Source organism: Nocardioides sp. NPDC101246 (assembly GCF_044767415.1).
Classification (GTDB): domain Bacteria; phylum Actinomycetota; class Actinomycetes; order Propionibacteriales; family Nocardioidaceae; genus Nocardioides.
Genome location: NZ_JBIWNX010000005.1, coordinates 266,632 through 289,893 on the forward strand (window position 1 = coordinate 266,632; position 23,262 = coordinate 289,893).

At 70.1% G+C, this 23,262-nt stretch carries 24 protein-coding genes; 8 read left to right on the forward strand and 16 right to left on the reverse strand.

Features of this window, described 5'->3' with window-relative positions:
* Positions 1 to 68 precede the first annotated feature (68 nt).
* Both ACIRON_RS11365 and ACIRON_RS11370 read left to right on the forward strand, forming a co-directional pair.
* Positions 69 to 695, forward strand: a complete 627-nt coding sequence (locus ACIRON_RS11365; protein WP_402992419.1) for a GNAT family N-acetyltransferase — start codon at positions 69 to 71, stop codon at positions 693 to 695.
* A 6-nt stretch (positions 696 to 701) separates the two neighbouring features.
* A complete protein-coding gene (locus tag ACIRON_RS11370) occupies positions 702 to 1,325 on the forward strand; it encodes a class I SAM-dependent methyltransferase (protein WP_402992420.1) in 624 nt (207 codons plus the stop codon).
* Between the two features lie 15 nt (positions 1,326 to 1,340).
* Here ACIRON_RS11370 and ACIRON_RS11375 read toward each other — a convergent pair whose 3' ends face one another.
* Together ACIRON_RS11375 and ACIRON_RS11380 are read right to left on the reverse strand one after the other, a co-directional pair.
* The gene (locus ACIRON_RS11375) at positions 1,341 to 1,682 is read right to left on the reverse strand and encodes a hypothetical protein (RefSeq protein WP_091041348.1); all 342 of its coding nucleotides are present in this window, start codon (positions 1,680 to 1,682) and stop codon (positions 1,341 to 1,343) included.
* A 19-nt stretch (positions 1,683 to 1,701) separates the two neighbouring features.
* Entirely contained in the window at positions 1,702 to 1,887 is a 186-nt protein-coding gene (locus tag ACIRON_RS11380) for a hypothetical protein (protein WP_402992421.1), read from the reverse strand.
* 192 nt (positions 1,888 to 2,079) lie between these two features.
* Here ACIRON_RS11380 and ACIRON_RS11385 point away from each other — a divergent pair, with 192 nt between their 5' ends.
* Both ACIRON_RS11385 and ACIRON_RS11390 read left to right on the forward strand, forming a co-directional pair.
* Positions 2,080 to 3,249, forward strand: a complete 1,170-nt coding sequence (locus tag ACIRON_RS11385; protein WP_402992422.1) for a DUF2157 domain-containing protein — start codon at positions 2,080 to 2,082, stop codon at positions 3,247 to 3,249.
* Positions 3,246 to 3,707: a GDYXXLXY domain-containing protein gene (locus tag ACIRON_RS11390; protein ID WP_402992423.1), complete on the forward strand. Its 462-nt coding sequence runs from the start codon at positions 3,246 to 3,248 to the stop codon at positions 3,705 to 3,707. The genes ACIRON_RS11385 and ACIRON_RS11390 overlap by 4 nt, the downstream gene beginning before the upstream one ends.
* A gap of 62 nt (positions 3,708 to 3,769) precedes the next feature.
* Here ACIRON_RS11390 and arc read toward each other — a convergent pair whose 3' ends face one another.
* The 3 genes from arc to ACIRON_RS11405 all read right to left on the reverse strand — a co-directional run bounded on the left by arc (position 3,770) and on the right by ACIRON_RS11405 (position 7,895).
* On the reverse strand, positions 3,770 to 5,533 hold the full coding sequence (arc, locus tag ACIRON_RS11395) for a proteasome ATPase (RefSeq protein WP_091041342.1): 1,764 nt from the start codon (positions 5,531 to 5,533) through the stop codon (positions 3,770 to 3,772).
* A gap of 149 nt (positions 5,534 to 5,682) precedes the next feature.
* Complete coding sequence (locus ACIRON_RS11400; RefSeq protein ID WP_402992424.1) at positions 5,683 to 6,672, reverse strand: tRNA (adenine-N1)-methyltransferase; 990 nt, start codon at positions 6,670 to 6,672, stop codon at positions 5,683 to 5,685.
* Positions 6,673 to 6,722: 50 nt separating this feature from the next.
* Entirely contained in the window at positions 6,723 to 7,895 is a 1,173-nt protein-coding gene (locus ACIRON_RS11405; RefSeq protein WP_402992425.1) for a site-2 protease family protein, read from the reverse strand.
* Between the two features lie 76 nt (positions 7,896 to 7,971).
* Between ACIRON_RS11405 and ACIRON_RS11410 the strand changes: the two genes are divergently transcribed.
* Together ACIRON_RS11410 and ACIRON_RS11415 are read left to right on the forward strand one after the other, a co-directional pair.
* A complete protein-coding gene (locus tag ACIRON_RS11410; protein WP_402992426.1) occupies positions 7,972 to 8,871 on the forward strand; it encodes a RecB family exonuclease in 900 nt (299 codons plus the stop codon).
* A 112-nt stretch (positions 8,872 to 8,983) separates the two neighbouring features.
* A complete protein-coding gene (locus tag ACIRON_RS11415) occupies positions 8,984 to 11,203 on the forward strand; it encodes an acyltransferase family protein (RefSeq protein WP_402992427.1) in 2,220 nt (739 codons plus the stop codon).
* A 3-nt stretch (positions 11,204 to 11,206) separates the two neighbouring features.
* Here the strand turns inward: ACIRON_RS11415 and ligD are convergent, their stop codons facing one another.
* Complete coding sequence (gene ligD / locus ACIRON_RS11420; protein WP_402992428.1) at positions 11,207 to 12,175, reverse strand: non-homologous end-joining DNA ligase; 969 nt, start codon at positions 12,173 to 12,175, stop codon at positions 11,207 to 11,209.
* Between the two features lie 103 nt (positions 12,176 to 12,278).
* Here ligD and ACIRON_RS11425 point away from each other — a divergent pair, with 103 nt between their 5' ends.
* Positions 12,279 to 12,794, forward strand: coding sequence for a SigE family RNA polymerase sigma factor (locus ACIRON_RS11425; RefSeq protein ID WP_402992429.1), 516 nt, complete (start codon positions 12,279 to 12,281; stop codon positions 12,792 to 12,794).
* Entirely contained in the window at positions 12,791 to 13,588 is a 798-nt protein-coding gene (locus tag ACIRON_RS11430; protein WP_402992430.1) for a hypothetical protein, read from the forward strand. Before ACIRON_RS11425 ends, ACIRON_RS11430 begins: the two co-directional genes overlap by 4 nt.
* On the opposite strand, the gene ACIRON_RS11435 is transcribed toward ACIRON_RS11430, so the two are convergent.
* From ACIRON_RS11435 to ACIRON_RS11480, 10 genes are all read right to left on the reverse strand, one after another.
* Positions 13,572 to 14,939 (reverse strand): RsmB/NOP family class I SAM-dependent RNA methyltransferase, encoded by a 1,368-nt coding sequence (locus ACIRON_RS11435; RefSeq protein WP_402992555.1) that lies wholly within the window; start codon positions 14,937 to 14,939, stop codon positions 13,572 to 13,574. The genes ACIRON_RS11430 and ACIRON_RS11435 overlap by 17 nt on opposite strands.
* A 91-nt stretch (positions 14,940 to 15,030) precedes the next feature.
* Positions 15,031 to 15,951, reverse strand: a complete 921-nt coding sequence (gene fmt, locus ACIRON_RS11440; protein ID WP_402992431.1) for a methionyl-tRNA formyltransferase — start codon at positions 15,949 to 15,951, stop codon at positions 15,031 to 15,033.
* Positions 15,951 to 16,496 (reverse strand): peptide deformylase, encoded by a 546-nt coding sequence (gene def / locus ACIRON_RS11445; protein ID WP_402992432.1) that lies wholly within the window; start codon positions 16,494 to 16,496, stop codon positions 15,951 to 15,953. The genes fmt and def overlap by 1 nt, the downstream gene beginning before the upstream one ends.
* 55 nt (positions 16,497 to 16,551) lie before the next feature.
* The gene (locus ACIRON_RS11450) at positions 16,552 to 18,621 is read right to left on the reverse strand and encodes a primosomal protein N' (protein ID WP_402992433.1); all 2,070 of its coding nucleotides are present in this window, start codon (positions 18,619 to 18,621) and stop codon (positions 16,552 to 16,554) included.
* Positions 18,622 to 18,735: 114 nt separating this feature from the next.
* The gene (gene metK, locus ACIRON_RS11455) at positions 18,736 to 19,935 is read right to left on the reverse strand and encodes a methionine adenosyltransferase (RefSeq protein WP_402992434.1); all 1,200 of its coding nucleotides are present in this window, start codon (positions 19,933 to 19,935) and stop codon (positions 18,736 to 18,738) included.
* Between the two features lie 129 nt (positions 19,936 to 20,064).
* Entirely contained in the window at positions 20,065 to 21,276 is a 1,212-nt protein-coding gene (gene coaBC, locus ACIRON_RS11460) for a bifunctional phosphopantothenoylcysteine decarboxylase/phosphopantothenate--cysteine ligase CoaBC (RefSeq protein WP_402992435.1), read from the reverse strand.
* 70 nt (positions 21,277 to 21,346) lie between these two features.
* Positions 21,347 to 21,673, reverse strand: a complete 327-nt coding sequence (rpoZ, locus tag ACIRON_RS11465; RefSeq protein WP_091041322.1) for a DNA-directed RNA polymerase subunit omega — start codon at positions 21,671 to 21,673, stop codon at positions 21,347 to 21,349.
* Between the two features lie 7 nt (positions 21,674 to 21,680).
* Positions 21,681 to 22,316, reverse strand: coding sequence for a guanylate kinase (gene gmk, locus ACIRON_RS11470; protein WP_402992436.1), 636 nt, complete (start codon positions 22,314 to 22,316; stop codon positions 21,681 to 21,683).
* Positions 22,313 to 22,633, reverse strand: a complete 321-nt coding sequence (gene mihF / locus ACIRON_RS11475) for an integration host factor, actinobacterial type (RefSeq protein ID WP_168381123.1) — start codon at positions 22,631 to 22,633, stop codon at positions 22,313 to 22,315. Before mihF ends, gmk begins: the two co-directional genes overlap by 4 nt.
* Positions 22,634 to 22,797: 164 nt before the next feature.
* Positions 22,798 to 23,247, reverse strand: a complete 450-nt coding sequence (locus tag ACIRON_RS11480; RefSeq protein WP_402992437.1) for a hypothetical protein — start codon at positions 23,245 to 23,247, stop codon at positions 22,798 to 22,800.
* Positions 23,248 to 23,262: the final 15 nt, after the last annotated feature.

Consider the following 23,262-nt stretch of genomic DNA (forward strand, 5'->3'; position numbering starts at 1 on the left):
TCGGCTGGGCGGCACCGAGAGGAGACCTGGTGAGGGGAGCGTGGCAGTGGTCATGGTGAGGTTGGCCCATGGGCACTCCTGAGATCCGGCGGGCTACCGCCGACGACCTCGACGATCTCTTCTCGATCTGTCTGCTGACCGGGGCATCGGGCGAGGACGCCACCGAGTTCTACGACGACCCGCGGCTGCCGGGGAACATCTACGCCGCCCCCTACATCGTGCTGCGCCTGGGGCTCGGGTTCGTGGCGGTCGACTCCGAGGGCGTCGTGGGCTACGTCGTCGGCACCCCGTTCACCCGTGCCTTCGAGAAGGAGTGCGAGGAGGACTGGTGGCCCGCGCTCCGCGTCGTCAACCCCGACCCGGGGCCCGACCACGACCGCACCGACTGGAACGCCCGTCTGCGGTCCCAGATCCACCGCCCGCCGCGGATGTTGGGCGAGATCCTCAGCGAGTTCCCGGCACACCTGCACATCAACCTGCTCCCCCGCGCCCAGGGCCAAGGCATCGGCAAGGAGCTGATCGGGATGATGCTCGGCTCCTTCCACGTCGCCGGCGTACGCGGCGCGCACCTCGGCGTCAGCTCCGCCAACACCCGCGCGATCGGGTTCTACCAGCGCGTCGGCTTCACCACGCTCGTCGAGGGCGAGGATTCGATGCTTCTCGGTGTCCAGTGGACCGGCGAGATGGAAGAGTGAGCTCCCATGGGCCTCTGGGAAGCGCGGGTGGTGCCACACATCGTGGACCGCACCTGCGGCATCGCGCAGCTCGAGCCGCTGCGCGAGCAGGCCTGTGACGGTCTCCGCGGCCAGGTCGTCGAGATCGGCTTCGGCAGCGGGAGCAACATCGGCCGCTATCCGTCTGCGGTCACCGAGATCATCGCCGTCGAGCCCTCCGACGTGGCCTGGCAGCTCTCGGCCGCGCGCCGTTCGGGCTCATCGGTCCCGGTGAGCCGCGTCGGGCTCGACGGCGCCCAGCTCCCGCTCGCCGACGCCTCGGTCGACACCGGGCTGGTCACCTTCTCGCTGTGCACGATCCCCGACGTCGCCGGTGCCCTGGCCGAGCTGCGCCGCGTCCTGCGCCCCGGCGGCACCCTCGGCTTCCTCGAGCACGGCCTCTCCCCCGATCCCGGCGTCGCCCGCTGGCAGCACCGCCTCGACGGCCTCCAGCAGCGCCTCTTCGGCGGCTGCCACCTCGCCCGCGACATCCCGCGGCTGGTCGAGGCCGCCGGCTTCACCATCGACGCTCTGGAGCAGTCCTACCTGCCCGGGCCGTCGTTCTCGCGGCCGTGGGGGTATCTCTCGGTCGGGCGCGCGGTTCCTTCGTAGGAACACCCAGCGGCCTCAGCGCTTACGAGTACGCAGCGCGTGGGCGACGTTGACGCCGACGAGGCCGACCCAGGAGATCACCAGGGCGCCGAGGTTGTCGGTGACGCCGAGGGTGATGCTGATCGGGATGCCGGCCACGGCCGAGCCGGCGCCCAGAACGAACTGGAAGACCGAGGTGCGCGACTCGTTGCGCTCGGCGAGGGTCCGGGCGGCAGCGGTGGCGCCGACCCGATCCTGGACAGTCTTCTCGATGCGGTCGGCGAAACCGGCCACCAGCTCCGCGTCGAACGCATCGCCCAGCTCATGGCGGGTCTCCAGACCCGCCTCGATGTCCTTGCGCGCCATCTCGTCTGCCACGTCAGTCAACCTTAGCGATTCAGATGCTGGGGCCCATGTCCCCGACGTTGTGCTGGATGTTGGTTCGCTGCGCCTGAGCTTGGGCCGCTTGGACCCCGGGGTCGTTGTTCGGGTCGATCACGCCACCCGGCTCGGCTCGTCCGGACAGGACCCAGACCAGCGCCACGACGCCGAGCACGGCCACGAGCACCACAGCTCCGACCATGATCAACAACCACGATGCCATCCGACTCCCCCGTCCGTGCAGGCCCGCCCCGCGAACGCTCAAACACTAGCCCCGCGAGCCTCCCACCCGCAGCCGAATAGACCCTGGCCGCCGCCTGCGGGAGCAGTGGACGGCCGGAGTTGAGTACGTGTGCTCACGCGCCGATCCCCTGCGAGCCGCTGCAATGGTCCTATGGACACACGAGCACGACCCATCGCGCCGAGGCGGCTCGACTGGCTGAACGACGAGACCGCCCGCTGGGTGGACGACGGCATCCTCACCGAGGAGGCCGCGGAGACGATCACGAGGCAGTACGTCGCCTCCCGCGCCGGCTCGCTGACGCGGGTCATCTCCTACCTCGGTGGTGGGTTCCTGGGGGTCGGGCTGCTGTGGCTCGTGGCGACCAACCTCGACGCGCTCTCCCCGCTGGTGCGGTTCGTGGGGATCGTCGTGGTCTGGCTCGGGTTCACCGCCGCCGCGGAGACGCTCCCGCTCCCCCGGCCCCTGCGCGGCGCATTTCGCGGGATCGCGGCGATCGCCTTCGGCGGCGTGATCTTCCAGGCCGCGCAGAGCCTCCAGGTGCCGGCGTTCGAGCCCTCGCTGGTGGGTCTGTGGGGGCTCGGGGCGCTTGTGTACGCCTACGCGAGCGCCGGACTGGCACCGCTGGTCGTCGGCATCGTGACCACGATGATCTGGTTCGACTGGCAGGTGGTGGCGAGCAGCGAGTCCACGTTCGCCGGCGTGGTCGCGGTGTTGGTCGGGGGCGTGGTCGCGACCGCGATGGCTGCGCTGCACGACCGAGGCCGGAAGGGGTTCGCCGACGTGTGGCGGCTGGCGGGTGGCGTACTCGTCCTGGGTGGCCTCTTCGTCGCCGCCATTCCGCAGATCGGCGATCACGACCTGGCGTTGAGCCCGACCCTCCTCGTGGCGCTGGTGGTGGCCGTGGTCCTCGCCGCGGTGGCCGTCGGCCGTACGACCGTGCTGTCGCGATGGGAGGTGCTGGCCTCGGCGCTCATTGTGCCGATCGGGCTCGCCCTGGTCGCCTGGGACCCGCACGTGGACGATCTCGGCTCGGTGTCGGGCGCGGCGTGGCTGTCCGCCTTCGTCAGCATCGCGGTGTACGTCGTGGTCGCCGGTGCGGTCGCCGTCGACGGCTCGGTGCGCGACCAGACGCTGCTCGTCGTGCTCGCCACCGGCGCGCTCGTCGTCTTCACGACCATGCAGAGCTTCGCCGTCTTCGCGCCGATCATGTCCGGCGCGACCCTCTTCCTGATGCTGGGTGTGCTCCTGCTGGCCACCGGATTTGTCTTCGACCGCGCCCGGCGAGGCGTGGCCGCCAACCTCGGCGAGGCGCTCTCATGAACACACGTACCTGGGTGGCCCTCGTGTGCATCCTCAACCTCGGCCTCGTCGGTTTCGCCGTCGCCGGCCAGCTCTCCGCCCGCGTCACCGGTGAGGAGATCCGGCTCCGCGTCGAGCCGGTCGACCCGATCGACCCGCTCCGCGGTGCCTACGTTGACCTCGCCTACCCCGACCTCAGCAGTCGTTCGACGGAGAAGACCGAGGACGTGTACGTCTCGCTGGCACGAAGCGGCAAGGTCTGGAAGGCCACCACTGTGTCGACGGAGCGGCCTGCCGAGCGCCCGTTCCTGAAGTGTCACGACGACGGCTGGCGGCTCAGCTGCGGCATCGAGAGCTTCTTCGTCCCGCAGGACCGGGCCCGGGAGATCGAGGCCGACGTCAACGGCGGCGACGCCGTCGCGGTGGTCAAGGTCGACTCGCGCGGCAACGCGGCGCTCGTCTCGGTCCAGGCGCGCTGACCGACGCCCAGACGTACGCAGGGCCCGCTGCCACGATGGCAGCGGGCCCTGTCGTCAGGCTCCTACAGGTACTGACCTGTGTTGGAGACCTGCTCGATCGAACGGCCGGGCTCGGTGCCCTGCTTGCCGGTGATGAGCGTGCGGATGAAGACGATCCGCTCGCCCTTCTTGCCGGAGATGCGGGCCCAGTCGTCGGGGTTGGTGGTGTTGGGGAGGTCCTCGTTCTCCTTGAACTCGTCCACGCAGGCCTGGAGCAGGTGCTGCACCCGCAGACCCTTCTGGCCGGAGTCCTCGCCGGAGTCCAGGAAGGACTTGATGGCCATCTTCTTGGCCCGGTCGACGATGTTCTGGATCATCGCGCCGGAGTTGAAGTCCTTGAAGTAGAGGATCTCCTTGTCGCCGTTGGCGTAGGTGACCTCCAGGAAGCGGTTCTCCTCGGACTCCGTGTACATCCGCTCGACGACCGTACGGATCAGCTCGTCGACGGTGGCCTGCTTGTCGCCGTTGAACTCGCCCACGTCGGTCGGGTGCAGCGGCAGATCGGGCACCAGGTACTTCGAGAAGATGTCACGAGCACCCTCGGCGTCGGGACGCTCGATCTTGATCTTCACGTCCAGACGGCCCGGACGCAGGATCGCCGGGTCGATCATGTCCTCACGGTTGGAGGCACCGATCACCAGCACGTTCTCCAGAGCCTCGACGCCGTCGATCTCGGAGAGGAGCTGCGGAACGATGGTGTTCTCCACGTCGGAGGAGACACCGGTGCCACGGGTGCGGAACAGCGAGTCCATCTCGTCGAAGAAGACGATCACCGGGGTGCCGGCCGCGGCCTTCTCCCGAGCCCGCTGGAAGACCAGACGGATGTGGCGCTCGGTCTCGCCGACGTACTTGTTGAGGAGCTCGGGGCCCTTGATGTTGAGGAAGTAGGACTTGCCGTCCGCTCCCGTCTTCGCGGCGACCTTCTTCGCCAGGCTGTTGGCGACAGCCTTCGCGATCAGGGTCTTGCCACAGCCCGGAGGACCGTAGAGCAGCACACCCTTGGGTGGCTTGAGCTGGTGCTCGATGAAGAGGTCGGGGTAGAGGTACGGCAGCTCGACCGCGTCCTGGATCTGCTCGATCTGGCCGGCGAGGCCACCGATCGACTCGTACGAGATGTCGGGCACCTCCTCCAGGACGAGCTCCTCGACCTCGGACTTCGGGACCTTCTCATAGACGTATCCCGAGCGTGGTTCGAGCAGCAGCGAGTCGCCGGCGCGGATGGCGTCCTGAAGGAGCGGCTCGGCGAGACGCACGACCCGTTCCTCGTCGGCATTGGCGATCACCAGGGCGCGCTCACCGTCGGCGAGCAGCTCCTTGAACATCACCACCTCGCCGACCTTCTCGAACTCCATCGCGGCCACGACGTTCAGCGCCTCGTTGAGCATGACCTCCTGGCCATAGCGCAGCTCGTCGAGGTCGACGTTGGGCGATGCGGTCACCCGGAGCTTGCGCCCGCCGGTGAAGACATCGATCGAGTCGTCCTCGTTGCGCTCGATGAAGGTGCCGAAGCCTGCTGGCGGCTGTGCCAGCCGGTCGACCTCCTCCTTGAGCTTGATGATCTGGTCTCGGGCATCCCGAAGCGTCACGGTGAGTCGCTCGTTCTGCGACGTAACGGCGGCCAGGGAGCGCTGCGCGTCGGCGAGCCGCGCCTCCAGGCCACGCGAAGATCCGGGCATCTCGGTCAGTCTGTGCCGCAGGTCGGTCACCTCAGCTTCGAGGAAACGGACATGACTCTCGAGCTCCTCGGGGCTGCGCCCCTCGGAATGGAATCCGTCGGATGTCGACATCAGCACACCTCCTCTACTGCTTCGACCCTACAAGGGAGAGGGGCAGGAGAGGAGAAGGATTTACCGGTGTTGGACACTATTCGTCGACAGCGGCCACGTTCGTGTCGACCCGTGGCACACCGGAAGTTGTGCGCCGTTGCGGAGCGGACTCAGTCCACCTCGGCGCCATCCTCGGGCAGGGCCTCCACGACCGGCTCGGGAGCCGGCATGTCGGCCGGGCGCGGGCCGGTGTAGTCATGTCCGTACGCCCCGGGAGCAGGTCGACGCGTCTTGCGCGGCGCACGCTCCCCCGGTGCCAGCTTCCTGGCCGTGACCAGGAAGGCGGTGTGGCCGATCATCTTGTGGCCCGGACGGACCGCGAGACCCTCGACGTGCCAGTCGCGCACCAGCGACTCCCACGCCTGCGGCTCGGTGAACCCGCCGTGGGCGCGGACGGTCTCGACGAAGCGGGACAGCTGGGTGGTGGTCGCGACGTAGGCGCAGACCATGCCACCGGGGTAGAGCGCCTCGGCCGCGGCGTCGACGCACTCCCACGGAGCGAGCATGTCGAGGATCAGCCGGTCGCAGCGGATCTGCTGGCGCGGAAGCTCCTCTTGGAGGTCGCCGAGGTTGAGCGACCAGCTCGGGTGGGACTCCCCCGCCGGCGTACCGAAGAACTGGTCGACGTTCTTGCGAGCGACCTCGGCGAACTCCTCGCGACGCTCGAAGGAGGTGACCGTGCCGAACGGGCCCACCGCGCGCAGCAGCGAGCAGGTCAGGGCACCGGAGCCGACCCCGGCCTCCACCACGGAGGCACCCGGGAAGATGTCGGCCATGGCGACGATCTGGGCGGCGTCCTTGGGGTAGACCACCGCAGCGCCGCGCGGCATCGAGACCACGAACTCCGACAGGAGCGGGCGGAAGACCAGGTACTCGCCGCCCGTCGAGGCGGTGACCGTGAAGCCCTCCTCGCGGCCGATCAGCTCGTCGTGATCGATGTGGCCCTTGTTGGAGAAGAAGCGCTTGCCGGCGACGAGCTCGAAGTTGTGGCGGCGACCCTTGGTGTCGGTCAGCCGCACCCACTCGCCCTCACGAAGCGGCCCGCGGTGCACGCCCGCTCGGGCCTCGGCCGGAATGTCTGGGATATCAGCGCTTGACACCCGCCGAGGCTACCCGTTTCCTGGGCCAACCCGGCAAACCGCGCGATCTCCTATGCTCCCGCGCGGAAGGCCGCGTCGACGTCGGAGGTGACCAGTACGCCGTAGATCGAGCCGTCCGGCTCGACCAGGAGGTATTCGGGTGCCGGCGTCTTGGAGATCGCCTTGACCAGGGACTCCCCGTCGATGTCGGCCGGGAGGGTGAGCCCGTCCTCGAGCTGACGGGTGACCGTCGAGGTGGCCATCCAGGGACGACGGTCCTCCGGGGTCGCCAGCAGCGCGCCCTCGTGGACGAGACCGATCGGCTCGCCGCCGCTGCTCACCGTGACGATGCTGCCGGCCTCGGCCTCCTGAGCACGGCGTACGGCCTCGGCGAGCGGAAGATCGGCGGGGACGGCCAGGGTGCGGCGGGCGAGGTCGCGGGCGACGAGGAGCGGGAGCCGCATGCGCGCTCTCGCCGACATGATCGCCGCGGAGGCGCCGCTCCAGAGGAAGACGCCGATGATGACAGCGAGGACGTAGTCGGTCAGGTCGGGCTGGACGCCGAGGATCTGACCCTGGATGAAGGGCCACAGCAGCACGACGACCGCAAGGACCCGGCCGGCCCACCCGGCGACGATGTTGCCGCGGTTGATGTCGCCGGTCGCGGCCCACACACCCGCCTTGAGCAACCGGCCGCCGTCGAGAGGCAGACCGGGGACGAGGTTGAGCACGCCGACGAAGAGGTTGGTGAACCATAGGCCGGTGACGAACAGCCCGATCAGGCCGCCAGGGGTGAGGAAGGAGACACCGAAGGCGGCTGCGGCGACGGCCAGCGAGACCAGCGGTCCGACGACGGCGATCCAGAACTCGTCGCGGGGCCTCTTCGCCTCCTTCTCCACGGAAGTGGCGCCGCCGAGGAAGTGGAGCATGATCACACCGACGGGGTAGCCGAGCCGCTTGGCGACGACCGCGTGGGCCGCCTCGTGCAGCAGGACGGCCCCGTAGAGGACGACCGCGAAGGCGAAGCCGGCGACGTACGTCAGCCAGCCCAGGCCCGGCTCCACCTCATCGATCTGAGGCGCCATCCACCAGGCGATCAGCGCCGCGATGAGGAACCAGGACGGCGTCACCAGAATGTCGCTGCCCGCGACGGAGCCGACCTTGATCGTGCCCGGGACTCGGGAGCTGGGCTCCGCCTCTTCGACCGGCTTGTCGCCGCCGGGGCGTGGGTCAGGGTCTGCCACATTCCGAGCGTACTTTAAAGACGGTTGCCAGAAGGTGTCGGCCCGGTTGTCGGTGCTTGCGAATAATGTCGAGGTCATGAGCACCTCACCCGCCGATTCGCTGTCGACCCCGGTCGACGGCGTCAACGTGCTGGGGTCGCTGTCCCCGAGCCGCGCGAGCGACTTCACCTCGTGTCCGCTGCTCTACCGGTTCCGCACCATCGACCAGCTTCCCGAGCCACCCTCGGAGGCGGCCGCGCGCGGGACCGTGGTGCACAAGGTGCTCGAGGACCTCTTCGACCTGCCCGCTCCGGAGCGCACGCCCCGGCAGGCGAGGTCGATGGTGGAGCAGGCGTGGGAGGACGTACGCAGCCTCGATCCGGCCCTGGCGACGCTGTTCACCTCCGAGACCGACGAGTCCGACGAGTCCGACGAGGCGGAGGAGGGCTGGCTGGAGTCGTGCCGGCAGGTGCTGCGGCGCTACTTCGACCTGGAGGACCCGCGCCGTCTGGAGCCCGCCGAGCGCGAGCACTACGTCGAGGCGCTGCTCGACTCCAAGCTGCTGCTGCGCGGGTTCATCGACCGTGTCGACGTGGCCGTCGACGGCCGGATCCGGGTGGTCGACTACAAGACCTCGAGGATTCCCAGCGAGGCGTACGAGGCGAAGGCGCTGTTCCAGCTCAAGTTCTACGCCCTGGTGATCTGGCGGACGCGGGGCGTGGTGCCGGCGATGCTGCAGCTGATCTACCTCGGCTCCGGCGACATCCTGCGCTACGTGCCCGACGAGGCCGACCTGCTCGCCACCGAGCGCAAAGCCGAGGCGATCTGGCGGGCCATCCGCACCGCCCAGGAGACCGGCGAGTGGCAGCCGAACCCGGGAAAGCTGTGCGGATGGTGCGCCCACAAGCCGCTGTGCCCCGCCTTCGGTGGCACTCCTCCCCCACTTCCGGCGACGCCAGGACCCGTCGCGGCAGGCGACGACCTCGACCTGGACTAGGGCCACCTTCCGAAACAGCCCCTAGGCGCGTCTACCAGGATCGGCCGGTTACGAGAGTTATCGTCGCGACGAATGTGACGAATGGGCTTGGCTGAGGGAGGTGCGGCTGCTCGTGGAGTCGACAGGCCCCACCCCGTCTCGGCATCGTCCCGACATCCAGGGCCTCCGTGCGATCGCGGTGCTCGCGGTCGTCGCGCTGCACGTCGGCTTCGGGTCGCTGACCGGCGGTTTCGTCGGCGTCGACGTCTTCTTCGCGATCTCGGGCTTCCTGATCACCCAGCAGCTCATGCGGCAGGTACGCACCGAGGGCCGGGTCAGCCTGCTCGGCTTCTACGCGCGCCGGGCCCGCCGGATCCTGCCGGCAGCGACGCTGGTGCTGCTCGCGACCGTCGTCTACGCAGCGCTCTTCCTCGGCTTCGTACGCACCCGCGTGATCGCCCTCGACGCGCTGTGGTCGGCAGCGTTCGCCGCCAACTTCCGGTTCGCGTCGCTGGAGACCGACTACTTCTCGGCGGCGCTGCCGCCCTCGCCGCTGCAGCACTTCTGGTCCCTCGCGGTCGAGGAGCAGTTCTACCTGGTCTGGCCTCTGATGATCCTGGGCTGCCTGTGGGCGATGAAGCGGCACCGCCGGAGCACCGCGACCGAAGGCCCCGCCAAGCCAGACCAACGCGGGCGCAGGCGCGTGCTGGTCATCGCACTCGGCGCCGTCATCGTGGCATCGCTGCTGGCCTCGGCGGTGCTGACCCGGACCAGCCCGGAGGCGGCGTACTTCTCGCCGTTCACCCGCGCCTGGGAGCTCGGCCTGGGCGCGATCGCGGCGATCGCGTTCCGCGACGACGGGCCGCAGGACGCCACCGCGCGCTGGCGGGCACAGGTGCTCTCGGCGTTCGGGATGTTCTTCATCGTGTGCGCCTGCCTGCAGTTCAACGACGCGACCCCGTTCCCCGGCACCCCGGCACTGGTGCCGGTTCTCGGCAGCGTCTTCATCATCGTGGCCGGCACGCTGTGGCACGGCCCGACGGTGGTCGGCCGGCTGCTGTCGGTGCCGCCGCTGCAGGTCGTCGGCAACTGGTCCTACTCGCTCTACCTGTGGCACTTCCCCGTGCTGGTCCTCGCCGAGCTGCAGCTGGGCCGCGAGCTGCGCTGGTGGGAGCAGGTGCTCCTCGTCGCACTCGCGCTCGGCCTGTCGGGGCTCTCCTACCACTTCGTCGAGGAACCGTTCCGGCGCGGCATCATCTGGCGCCGTCCGGCGTTCGGTCGAGCCGCCACGCTGGGCCCGGTGGCGCTCTACCCGCTGAGCATCACCCTCGTCGCGGTGACCTGCTTCGGCGCCAACACCTACGCCACCGGGACCGCCCGCGACGGCTACGAGCCGGCGATCACGCTGGCCGAGGCCGATTCCTCCGCCTCCTCGGGACCGTCCAAGCAACCCGACCGACCCGCGTCGAGCGCCGCACCGCCCGCCGCCGAGCCGCAGGAGCCCGACGCCCTCCCCGCGCTGGTGAGAGCCTCGGTGCTCGCGGCCCGCAAGAACCAGGCGATCCCCACCAATCTGAAGCCGGGCCTCACCAACCTCTCCGACGACGTCGAGTCGGTCGGCGAGTGCAACTACTACTCGACGAAGGTACGCAAGCTGTGCCCGCGCGGTGACGCCGACGCCGAGAAGACGATCGTGGTCATCGGAGACTCCCACGCCCGCCACTGGACACCCGCGGTCGAGGAGATCGCCGAGCGCTCCGGCTACCGCGCCTACATCCTGGCGATGCCTCAGTGCACCGTCTCGCTGGTCACCCCCGACAAGATCGACAGCACCGACCCGATGACCTCGTGCGACGACTTCCATGACTTCATGCTCTCCTCGGTCAAGAAGCTCCGCCCCGACCTGCTGCTGATCTCCTCGCGCCCGATCAGCGCCGCCTACCACGACTCCTCGGGCCGGCACACCGACCGCGAGGACGTACGCCGCGCCGTCTACCGCGGCTACCAGCGCCTGCTGGCCCAGGTGAAGCCCGCCGCCGAGCGCACGGTGTGGCTGCGCGACGTACCGGCGCTCGAGTTCGACCCGGCCACCTGCCTGAGCAGCAACAAGACGCTCTCGCCCTGCACCTACAAGCCGCTCGAGAGCCAGCAGGACGGCGCCGACCTGCAGATGCAGGCGGCCAAGGCGGCGCGCGTCGAGACCGTCGACCTCGACGACATGTTCTGCGACAGCGTCGGCATCTGCACCACCGTCGTGGGCGACACGATCACCCATCGCGACGGCCACCACCTCACCGCGACCTACTCCAAGGAGCTCGGTCGCACCCTGGGCGAGCGCCTCGAGGTCTGGTGAGGCTCACCCGGCGTCGTCGGGCTCGGGCGGTTCCTCGGCGCCGTCGCGCTCGTCCCGGTCGGCCCACTCGAGCAGCGGCTGGATCGAGAACGGATGGTCGTCGATGTCGGCATGCAGGTCGCCGATCTCCGCGAACCGTGCCGGCACCGTACGCATCGTGAACTCACGCGGGTCGACGTCCTTGGTCTCCTCCCAGGTGATCGGGGTGGAGACCCGGCCGTCTGCAACGCCGCGGATCGAGTAGGCGCACGCGATCGTGTGATCTCGAGTGTTCTGGTTGAAATCGACGAAGAGCTGCGCCGGGTCGCGGTCCTTGCGCCACCAGGCGGTGGTGACCAGCTTCGGTGCCCGGCGCTCGACCTCACGGGCGAAGGCGTGCGCGGCGCGGCGTACGTCAGCGAACCCGTGCTCGGCCGGGATCCGGACATAGACGTGCATGCCCGAGCCACCGCTCGTCTTCGGGTAGCCGACCGCGCCGAGCTCGTCGAGGAGCTCGCGGACGACTCCCGCCACCGTCTGGACCGTCGAGAACGGGCACGCCGGACCGGGATCGAGGTCGATGCGCCACTCGTCGGGCTTCTCGGTGTCCTCGCGGCGGCTGTTCCAGGGGTGGAACTCGACCGTCGACATCTGCACCGCCCAGATCACCGCACCGAGCTCGGTCACGCAGAGCTCATCGGCGGTGCGGCCCCAGCGCGGGAAGTAGAGGCGTACGGTCTCGACCCAGTCGGGCGCACCCTGCGGCAGCCGCTTCTGGTGCACCTTCGGCCCGGCCAGGCCCTTGGGGAACCGGTGCAGCATGCACGGCCGCTCCCACAGCGCGTTGACGATGCCGGGGCCGACAGCGAGGTAGTACTGCGCCACGTCGAGCTTCGTCGCCCCGGTCTCAGGGAAGTAAACCCGGTCCGGGTTGGAGATCCGGACGACGCGGTTGTCCACCTCGATCTCGACCGACGGCGATGACTTGGCCATGCTCGCCAGCGTAGGCGCTGCGATGATGCGGTGACCCGAAACTCGCTCATCCGAATCCGTACGGGGGTGTCACGTGGACCTCAGGCCGAGGCGTCGAAGGGATGTGAGCACATCGACCGCGAAGACCTCCGCCGAGGAGTTCGCCGACTTCGTCCATGCAACGGGTGGCACGCTCTACCGCACCGCGCTGCTGCTGACGGGTGACCATCACCTGGCCGAGGACCTGACCCAGACGACGTACGCCCGGGTCTTCGCCTCCTGGCGGCGAGTCAGCAGGGCGGACAACCCGGCGGCCTACGCGCGACGTGTGCTCCTCAACGGATTCATCTCCCACCGACGGCTCCGGCGCAACGCCGAGATGCCGACCTCCACGCTGCCGGACGATCCGGGCAGCGATGCCGACCCCAGCGCCCGGATCGACCTGCTTGCCGCCCTCCAGCGGCTGTCGCCGACCGACCGGGCCGTGCTCGTCGCGCGCTATTGGGAGGACCGGTCCGTGTCCCAGACAGCTGCCGACCTCGGACTGACCGAGACGGCGGTCCGCACCCGCTCGAAGCGTGCCCTGGAACGGCTGCGCCCGCTGGTCGCGGACATCTTCCCGGAGAGGACCACCCGATGAACGACCCAGAGAACAGCTTCCGTACGGCACTGCACGACCGTGTCGACGGCCAGCACCCCGACTACGCCCGGATCTCGTCCGGCGCGATCAGCGCGGGCTCACGCATCCGGCGTCGCCGGCGCATCACCGTGACCGTCGGAGCCGCTGCGGCCGTGGGCGCCTTCGCGGCAGGAGGGCTCGGGCTCTCCCAGCTGCTGTCGACGACCGCCGTCGACCAGGCTCCCCTCGGTATCGCAAGCGCGCCCTCCGCCTCGCCTGCCGCCCTCGTCCCCGGCCAGAAGATGGACCTCGGGAACGGTGTCACCGGTCTGGTCGTCACCGACGCGACCGCCGGCACGATGGAGATCACCATCCAGGGCGGTTCCTCGATGACCGGGTCCGGGACCGGGTTCACGATGGTCCTGTCCGGCCCCGAAGCGGCCGTGCAGGACTACTGGGCGGAGGGTTTCCCGATCGGCCAGGAATATGTCGGGCTTCGGTTCGCTACCGAGGGCCTTCGCCACGGGCTCGTGACCACCGTCCCGGTCGAGGTACCCGACGGGTGGACCTGTGAGTGGTCCCTCATCGACGACAGCGCGTCTTGCACGTCGCAGGACGGCGGAGTTGCCGCTCTGGTGATCCGCCCAGCGGAGGACTACGCGACATGGAGCACGAGTCCCGACAAGGGTGGCCCGGGTTCCGGTGCCTACGTCACCGATGTGCACGGCGACATCTTCATCAGCGTGCAGAGCGGACAGGGCACGACCGACGCCGAGCTCCAGGCGCTGGCCGACTCGCTCAGGTGGGTCGGCTGATCCCCTCCGGGGTGCGTCGCAGCAGCGCCAGGAACATCGCGTCGGTGCCGTGGCGGTGCGGCCACAGCTGAACGGTGCCCGGCATCGGTCCGGCGCTGTCGGGCACGTTGCCGGCCGTGGCGGAGACGGGCTCGAGGGTGACGTCGGACCGGCCCTCGAGCACGCTCTCCACGACGCCCTTCGTCTCGGCGAGCACCGGTGAGCAGGTGGCGTAGAGGACCACGCCGCCCGGCCGGGTCAGGTCGATCGCCCGGTCGAGGAGGGAGCGCTGGAGGTCGACGAGTACGTCCAGATCGGCCGTCGCCCGTCGCCACCGTGCCTCCGGCCTGCGGCGCAGCGCGCCCAGGCCGGTGCACGGCGCGTCGACGAGGATGCGGTCGAAGGTCGCGTCCTTGAACGGCGGCGTGGTTCCGTCGCCCGCCACGACCCCGGCGACCCCGGCCACCTGCGTCCCGGCCGACCGGTCGGTCAGGTTGGCGAGGACGAGTCCGGCGCGGTGCGGCTGGCGCTCGTTGGCCACCAGCGCCGCACCCTGCTGGGCGGCGAGGGCAGCCAGCAGCGCCGACTTCCCGCCCGGGCCGGCGCACAGATCCAGCCACGACTCCGCCCGGGCATCCTCCCGGTGGATGTCGGCCTCGGCCAGGGCGATCGCCACGAGCTGCGAGCCCTCGTCCTGTACGCCCGCACGCCCCTCGGCCACGGCGGTGACTCCGGCTGGCGAGCCGGACTCGAGCGTGACGCCGAAGGGCGAGTAGGGGGTGCGCGCGCCGCCTAGCTCGTCGACCGTCGCCCGTCCGGGACGGGCGACCAGCGTGACCGACGGTGGCACGTTGTCGGCCTCGAGCAGCGCGTCGACCTGGTCACGGCCGACGGCCTCGGCGAGCCGCTCGACGACCCAGCGAGGGTGGCTGAAGGCCACCGCGGCCCAGCCGTCGTGGTCCCGCTCGCGTGCGGGCGCCACCTCGGTGACCCACTCGTCGAGGGACTTGCGGGTGACCTTGCGCAGGACGGCGTTGACGAAGCCTGCCGGCCCCTGGCCGACCTTCGACCGGGTCAGGTCGACGCTCGTCGAGATCGCGGCATGGTCGGGCACCCGCATGGAGAGCACCTGGTGCGCGCCCAGCCGCAGCACGTCGAGCACCTTCGCCTCGACCTTCGCCAGCGGCCGGTCGATGCAGGCGGCCAACACGGCGTCGTAGGTCCCCTGCTGGCGCAGCGTCCCCGAGGCGAGCTCGGTGGCGAAGGCCGCGTCCCGGCCCTCCAACCCGAGGCGGCCGAGGACGTGGGGCAGCACCAGGTTGGCGTACGCCTCATCGACCCGCACCGCCTTGAGCACCTCGAACGCGGCCAGCCGGGCCGGATCGGCGGCCTTGGTGCCGCCCCGCGTCCCCGGTCCTCGCGGTCCCTGCGGCCTCCTGCCGGGGCGTCTACCCGGCTGGGCCCTATTCGAAGGTGACACCGGACTCCAGACGTACGCCGCGGGCCCAGTCCGGCGCCGGCATCTCCTTCTTGCCGAAGGCCTTCACCCGGCCGAGCCGGACCGCGGTGGTGCCGGTGCCGACGAGGACCTCGTTCTTGCGGACGACCAGCTCTCCGGGCGTCACCGTCTCGTCGGCCATCGTGACCGGCCCGACCTTGAACCGCTCCCCGTCGAGGAGCGTCCAGGCGCCGGGCGCCGGGGTGCAGGCGCGAACCTGCCGGTCGATGGCGACCGCGTTCTGCGTCCAGTCGATCCGGGCGTCCTCGACGGTGATCTTGTCGGCGTAGGAGACCCCGTCGGCGGGCTGCTCGCGCGCCTCCAGCGAGCCGTCCTCGATGCCGTCGAGCGTGGACACCAGCAGCCCGGCACCACCCTCGGTGAGCTTCTCGAAGAGGGACCCCGAGGTCTCGTCGACGGCCAGCGCCTGGGTCATGGTGCCGAAGACCGGACCGGCGTCCATCGCCTTCACGATCCGGAAGGTGGTGGCGCCGGAGATCTCCTCGCCGGCCCAGACCGCACGCTGCACCGGAGCGGCGCCGCGATAGGCGGGCAGGAGCGAGAAGTGCAGGTTGACCCAGCCGTGGCGAGGGATGTCCAGCGCCGACTGCGGCAGCATCGCGCCGTAGGCGACCACCGGGCAGCAGTCGGGTTCCAGCGCCTTCAGCTCGGCCTGGAACTCGGGCTCGCGGGGGTGCTCCGGCTTGAGCACCGGCACTCCCAGCTCCTCGGCCCGCTGCGCCACCGGCGAGGGCACCAGCCGCTTGCTGCGGCCCTGCGCGGCGTCGGGCCGGGTGACGACACCGACGAGCTCGTGACGCGAGGCGGCGATGGCGTCCAGGGAGGGGACGGCGACCTCGGGCGTACCTGCGAAGACGACCCTCATCAGAACCCGAACCCGTTCGTCGCGTGCGGCGAGATCTTCACGGTCGGCTTCTCGAGGCCGAACCACTCCGACTCCCGGATCTCCCTCATCGCCGCCTTGCGCGCGACTTCGTCGAGCCGGTCGATGAAGAGGATGCCGTCGAGGTGGTCGGTCTCGTGCTGGATGGCCCGGGCGAGCAGCTCGGAGCCCTCGATGGTGACGGGCTCACCGTGCATGCTGAACCCCTTCGCGACCACCGACAGAGCCCGGCGGCAGTCGAAGGTGATGTCGGGCAGCGAGAGGCAGCCCTCTCCCCCGTCCTGCGTCTCCTCCGACAGAGTCAGGTCCGGGTTCACCAGGTGACCCACCTGGCCGTCGACGTACCAGGTGAAGACCCGCAGGCTCACTCCGATCTGGGGAGCGGCCAGCCCGGCGCCGGGCGCCTCGAGCATGGTGTCGGTCAGGTCGGCGACGAGCTTGTGCAGCTCCTTGTCGAAGTCGACGACCTCGATCGCTGGCTTGCGCAGCACGGGGTCGCCGAAGAGTCGGATGGACTGGACTGCCACTGGTCTCCTAGATGGTCGAGCGTGTCGGGACCACAATACGTGGGCTGAGCGTGGGTCAGAGCGTCGGCGGATCCACCTGGACCCGCACCGGGTCGAGCTTGCGCGCCGACCGCACCCGCTGCAGCTCACCGAGTGCCTCGGGGAGCCTCACCCCGAGAGAGCGCGGCACCCGTACGACCGCCCGCAGCCGTGGCTCTCCGGTGGAGGTGGGTTCGGCGGGCACCGGCCCGAGCACCTCCGCACCCGGCGGCAGCGCCAGCAGGGTGAGCGCGTCGTCGAGCGCCCCGGGCGTGCCGGTGATGGTCGCCAGGCGCGAGGCCGGCGGAAGGTGGGCCTCCTGTCGCGCGGCCGCCTCGCGTCGAGCGAACCCCGGCTGGTCCCAGCGCACCAGCGCCTGCAGCACCGACAGCGCCGGGTCACCGACCACGAGCACCCGCCCACCGGGCCGCACCAGCCCCGCAGCGTTGCTCCAACGACGCAGCGCCTCCTCGTCCGTACGCAGATCCGGCCGCCCCAGCAGCAGCCAGGTGTCGAGCAGCAGCACGCCGGCATAACCGCCCTCCGCGACCGGCTCGGCACCGACGGTCGCGACCACGATCGCCGGTGTGCCCGGCACCGTCTGCTTGACCGCCCCCGCCGATGAGGTCACCACTCGCACCCCGGCGAACGAGCGACCCATCTCCTCGGCGGTGCGCGCCTCACCGATGATCGGCGCCCGCAGCCCGAACCCGCCGCAGGATCCGCACGCCCAGGCCGCCTCGACGTGACCGCACCAGCCACACGTCGGCGGCTCGGCGGGACCCCCGAGCCGCAGCGGCCCCTGGCAGGCCGAGCACCTGGCCGGCGTACGACACCGGTCGCAGGCCAGCGAGGCCGCGTATCCGCGCCGCGGCGTCTGCAGCAGGACGGGGCCGGTGGCCAGCGCGGCCCGGACGATCTCGTGGGCCTCGCGGGGCACCCGGGAGGCCCGGGTGAGCGGGTCCTTCTCGAGGTCGAAGTCGGTGTCGCCGGTGATCTCGATGCTCACCCGCTCGCGGGCCAGCGCCCGGGTGGGACGGATCTCCTGCGCCCAGCCGGTCTCGGCCAGGAACTCGGCCTCCACGGTCCGGGCGAAGCCACCCACGAGCGCGGCCGCCTGCTCCTGCTCGGCCCGCAGCAGCAGCACGTCGCGCGCGTGCGGGTAGGGCGCGCGCTGCTCGGCGAGCAGGTCGTCACCGTCCTCCCACACGACCACCAGGCCGAGGTCGTGCACCGGCGCGAAGGCGGCCGCGCGGGTCCCGATCGCCACCTTCACCGCACCCCGGGCGACCCGGAGGAACTCCCGGTAGCGCGAGGCGGGTCCGGCGTCGGCGGCCAGCACCGCGTGCTGCCCCTCCCCCAGCACCTTGGTCATCGCTTTGTCGAGACGGGCGAGGTCCTTCCAGTCCGGCACCACGACCAGCGCACCGCGTCCGGAGGCCAGCGTCGCCGCGGTCGCGTGGGCGATCAGGTCGGCGTGATCGGTCCCGGCCGCGGCGTGCCAGACCGCGCGCGGGGCACCGCCGGAGGCCAGGTGTCGTAGGAACGCGGCCGCGGGCTCATGACCGGCCCATGCCTGCGCCGCGGCTGCGGCGTCGAAGGGGCGCTGGGCCGGGGCGAGCGCTGACGGCTCCTTCTCGGTCGAGGCGTGCCGAGGGGGGATCGCCAGCCGGAGGACGTCGGCCCGGGCACCTGCGTAGCGCCGGGCGACCGACTCGCTCAGCGCAGCGACCTGCGGTGTGAGCACCGGCTCGGAGCTGACCACACGCTTGAGCGGCTGCAGCTTCGCGTGCTCGGAGGCTTCGGCCCGCGCCACGACGAACCCGTCGACGTCCTTGGGGCCGAACCGCACCTTCACCCGGACGCCGGGCTGCGCCTCCTCGGCCATCGAGGCCGGGACCGCATAGTCGAAGGGCCGGTCCAGGTGGGCCATCGGCAGGTCGACCAAGACCTTGGCGACCGGATCGACCTCGGCGACCTGTGCCTCCGCGGCCTTCCGGGCCCGCGTGGCCGCCGCCTTCGCCCGCCCCTCCTTGACCCGGTCGCGAACCAGCCCGGGCAGCTCCAGCTCGGCTGCCCCGGCTGCCTCCTGCGGTCCCCGGCTCACAATCGACATTCCTACCAGCCCCCACCGACACAACGCCGAGTCGGCTCGTCCTGACCGAAAACCATGCCGAGTCGGCGCGTTATAACGCGCCGACTCGGCAGTGGTTGGGGTGGATCAGGCGCCGGCGGCAGCCTTGAGGGCGTCGGCGCGGTCGGTGCGCTCCCAGGTGAACTCGGGGAGCTCGCGGCCGAAGTGACCGTACGCAGCGGTCTTGGCGTAGATCGGGCGGAGCAGGTCGAGGTCGCGCACGATCGCGGCCGGACGGAGGTCGAAGACCTCCAGGACGGCCTTCTGGATGTTGGCCTCGGGCACGGTGTGGGTGCCGAAGGTCTCCACGAAGACGCCGACGGGCTGAGCCTTGCCGATCGCGTAGGCGACCTGCACCTCGGCGCGACGGGCCAGGCCCGCGGCGACGATGTTCTTGGCCACCCAGCGCATGGCGTACGCAGCCGACCGGTCGACCTTCGAGGGGTCCTTGCCCGAGAAGGCGCCGCCGCCGTGGCGGGCCATGCCGCCGTAGGTGTCGACGATGATCTTGCGGCCGGTCAGGCCGGCGTCACCCATCGGACCGCCGACGACGAAGCGGCCGGTCGGGTTGATGTGCAGCTTGTAGCCGTCGAAGGGAACCGACGACTTGAACTGCTCGAGCACCGGCTCGATGACGTACTTCTTGATGTCGGCGTGAAGCTGCTCCTGGGTGGTCTCCTCGGAGTGCTGCGTCGAGAGGACGACGGTGTCCACGCGGACGGCCTTGTTCTCGTCGTCGTACTCGATGGTGACCTGGGTCTTGCCGTCGGGACGCAGGTAGTCCAGCGTGCCGTCCTTGCGGACCGCGGTCAGCTTCTCCGCCAGCGTCTGCGCCATCTTGATGGGCAGCGGGAACAGCTCGGGCGTGTCGTCGCAGGCGTAACCGAACATCAGGCCCTGGTCACCGGCACCCTGCAGGTCGAGCTCGTCGACGGAGCTGTCCAGGCGGTGCTCCTCGGCGGTGTCGACGCCCTGGGCGATGTCCTGGCTCTGCGCGCCGATGGCGACCTGGACACCGCAGGAGTGACCGTCGAAGCCCTTGAGGGAGGAGTCGTATCCGATGTCGAGGATCTTCTGGCGCACGAGCTGGGCGACCGGCGCGTAGGCGTCGGTGGTCACCTCGCCGGCGACGACGACCAGGCCGGTGGTGAGCAGGGTCTCGACAGCCACCCGGCTCTTGGGGTCGTGCTCGAGCAGGTAGTCGAGCACGGTGTCGCTGATCTGGTCGGCGATCTTGTCCGGGTGCCCCTCGGTCACCGACTCCGACGTGAAGAGACGTCCGGTCACGTGTAGCTCCGTTTCACAGGTTCGTGTGGTTGTTCAGGCAGATAAACGTCAATCGTTCTGGTCGACAAACATAGACCCCATACCCCAGGTCCACAGGGGTGGTCCTCATCGTGGCGCGTGGCGTGTCGTTCAGTTTGTACGTTGTTCATCCAGGCGTAAGGAGATCTGGTCCAAGATCACCTCTGCGAGGGCTGATTTCGCCCCTTCGGCCACGTCGACGTGTCCTCCGTCGGCGCCCAGGATGACCGCCTTGTTGACCTCGCTGCCGAAGACCGCGCCGCCGCTGACGTCGTTGACGACGAGCAGGTCGCAGCCCTTCCGCTTCAGCTTGGCCGTGGCGAGCTCGAGCACCGATCCGGTCGCGTCGCCGGTCTCGGCCGCGAACCCCACGACGACCTGACCCGGCTTGGTCCGGTGGTGGGAGATCTCGGCCAAGATGTCGGGGTTCTGCACGAGCTCGATCGTCGGCGCCGACCCGTCGGCGGCCTTCTTGATCTTGGACTCGCTCACCCCGGTCGGCCGGAAGTCGGCAGGGGCGGCGGCCATGACGACCGCGTCCGCACCGGTGGCCGCGGAGACCACGGCGTCGCGCAGCTCGGCGGTCGTGCCGACGCGTACGACCTTCAGGCCGGCCGGGTCGGGCAGGGTCACGTTGGCGGCGACCAGGGTCACCTCGGCACCCCGGGCGGCCGCGGCACGGGCGATGGCATAGCCCTGGAGCCCGGAGGAGCGGTTGCCGAGGAAGCGAACCGGGTCCAGGTACTCCCGGGTGCCGCCGGCCGAGACGACGACGCGGCGACCGACGAGGTCGGCACGCCCGCCATGGGTGAGGACGGCACGGGAGAGCTCGAAGATCTCGGCCGGCTCGGGCAGGCGGCCCTTGCCGGTGTCCTTGCCGGTCAGCCGGCCCTCGGCGGGCTCGATGACGATGTTGCCGCGCTCGCGCAGGGTGGCGACGTTGGCCTGGGTCGCCGGGTGCTCCCACATCTCGGTGTGCATCGCCGGGGCGAACACGACCGGGCAGCGCGCGGTGAGCAGTACGTTGCTGAGCAGATCGTCCGCGAGGCCGTGGGCCGCGCGGGCGAGCGTGTTGGCGGTCGCGGGTGCGACCACGACGAGGTCGGCCTGCTGCCCGATGCGTACGTGCGGGACCTCGGTGATGTTCTCGAAGACGCCGGTGGCGATCTCCTTGCCCGACAGCGCCGCCCAGGTGGGGGCGCCTACGAACTCGAGGGCGGCGGCCGTGGGGACCACGGTCACGTCATGGCCGGACTCGGTGAACCGGCGTAGCAGCTCGGCCGCCTTGTAGGCGGCGATGCCGCCGGCGACCCCTAGGACCACGCGCGGCCGCTCCCCCTCGAGGGGAGCGGCCGGAGTGGTGCTGTTGGTGGACAGCTGAAGACCTGAACGATCAGGCGTCGGCGGCAGGCGCCTCGGCAGCAGCGGCCTGAGCCGCGGCCTGGGCGGCCAGCTCGGCCGGGTCGATGTCCTCGCAGGTCAGCAGGTCCTCGTTGATCTCGCGCAGCGCGATCGAGAGGGGCTTCTCCTGAACGTGGGTGTCGACCAGGGGGCCGACGTACTCGAGGAGGCCTTCGCCGAGCTGGGAGTAGTAGGCGTTGATCTGGCGAGCCCGCTGGGCGCTGTAGAGAACCAGCTTGTACTTGCTGTCGGTCTTCGTCAGCAGGTCGTCGATCGAGGGGTTGGTCACGCCCTGGGCGTCGATCTGAGGGGCAGCCACGTGAGCCTCACTTGTCGGCTTGGTCGGATTTCTTGCTCGGAAGCCCGAGCGTCATCAAGGTTACCAACTCATCGGCTGCCTGATGAACTTCGTGGTTCACGATCGTGACGTCGAACTCCTTCTCCGCCGCCAGCTCGACCCTCGCGGTCTCCAGGCGACGCTCCCGCTCGGCCTCGGTCTCGGAGCCTCGACCGACCAGCCGGCGTACGAGCTCGTCCCAGCTCGGCGGGGCCAGGAAGACGAAGATGGCCTCGGGCATGGTCTCGCGCACGAGCCGGGCGCCCTGCAGGTCGATCTCGAGCATCGCCGGGCGGCCCTCGGCCAGCGCCTTGTCGACGGGACCACGAGGGGTGCCGTAGCGCGCCAGGTTGTGGACCGTGGCCCACTCCAGCAGTTCGCCACCGGCGATCATCGCGTCGAACTCCTCGTCGGAGACGAACAGGTAGTGCACCCCGTGCACCTCACCCGCCCGGGGCTTGCGGGTCGTCGCCGAGACGGACAAGAAGACCTCGGGGTGGTCGTCGCGCACCGCCGCTGCGACGGTGCCCTTGCCGACCGCGGTCGGACCGGCCAGGACGACCAGTCGCTTCTCGTGGCCCTCGCCGGCGCCGGCCGGGGTCTTCTCGTCCGCCATCAGACTCATCGGCGAGCGAACTCCTCGACCAACGCGGCCACCTGCTTGGGGCCGAGGCCCTGCACACGGCGGCTCATCGCGATGCCGAGACGCTCCATCATCTGGGTTGCCCGCACCTCACCGAGGCCGGGGTGGGAGGTCAGCAGGTCGATGACCTTCATCTTGCCGACGACCTCGTTCTTCTTCCCTTCCTCGATGACCTCGAGGACGGACATGCCGCCAGTGCGGACCTTGTTCTTGACAGCAGCCCTCTCCTGGCGCGAGGCCGCGGCTTTGACGAGCGCGGCAGCGCGCTGTTCAGGGGTGATGTCCGGAGGCAGAGCCACGAAGACTCCCTTTCACGATCAGATGTGTAGTCGACAGGGCAACCGGGTCGCGCGGTACAGGGATCTCGCCCCCCGGCTGAGCGCTGAAAGTAAGCGCTCGCGCCAATCTAGCCATTACGTTGCCGGGGCGGCAATCGGGGTCGCCTATCTGGTGTCCATTCGGTTCACAGGGTCAAGGACGTGTGACACACGTCCCGGGCCTGCTGCTGGACGCGTACGGATGCCTCCTGCGTCTTCGTGCTGCTCACCTTCGTGGCCGCCTCGGCGATCTTCTTCGCCTCGGCCTCGCTGACGCCCTCGGGTGGCTCGCCGTTCTCGAAGTCGTCGGCGTCGACACCCGCGTCCTCGAGGGCCGTGCTGAGCCCGGAGATCGCGGTGGTGAGCGTCTTCCAGTCCTTCGCGATGTCGTCGGGCGCGTTGCGCTCGAGGTCCTCGAAGATCGGCAGGGCGGCGATCAGGCCGCCGGTGCCGTCCTCCCCCAGGGTGTTCGTCAGCTGCTCCTGGTGGCCCTTGAGGGACTCGCAGTAGTCGTCGATCGGATCACCGCACGAGCTCAGGCTCGTGGCGAGGATCGGCAGGACGAGGAGCTGGGCGGCCATCCGGAGACTGGTCATCGGGCCAGTCTCGCA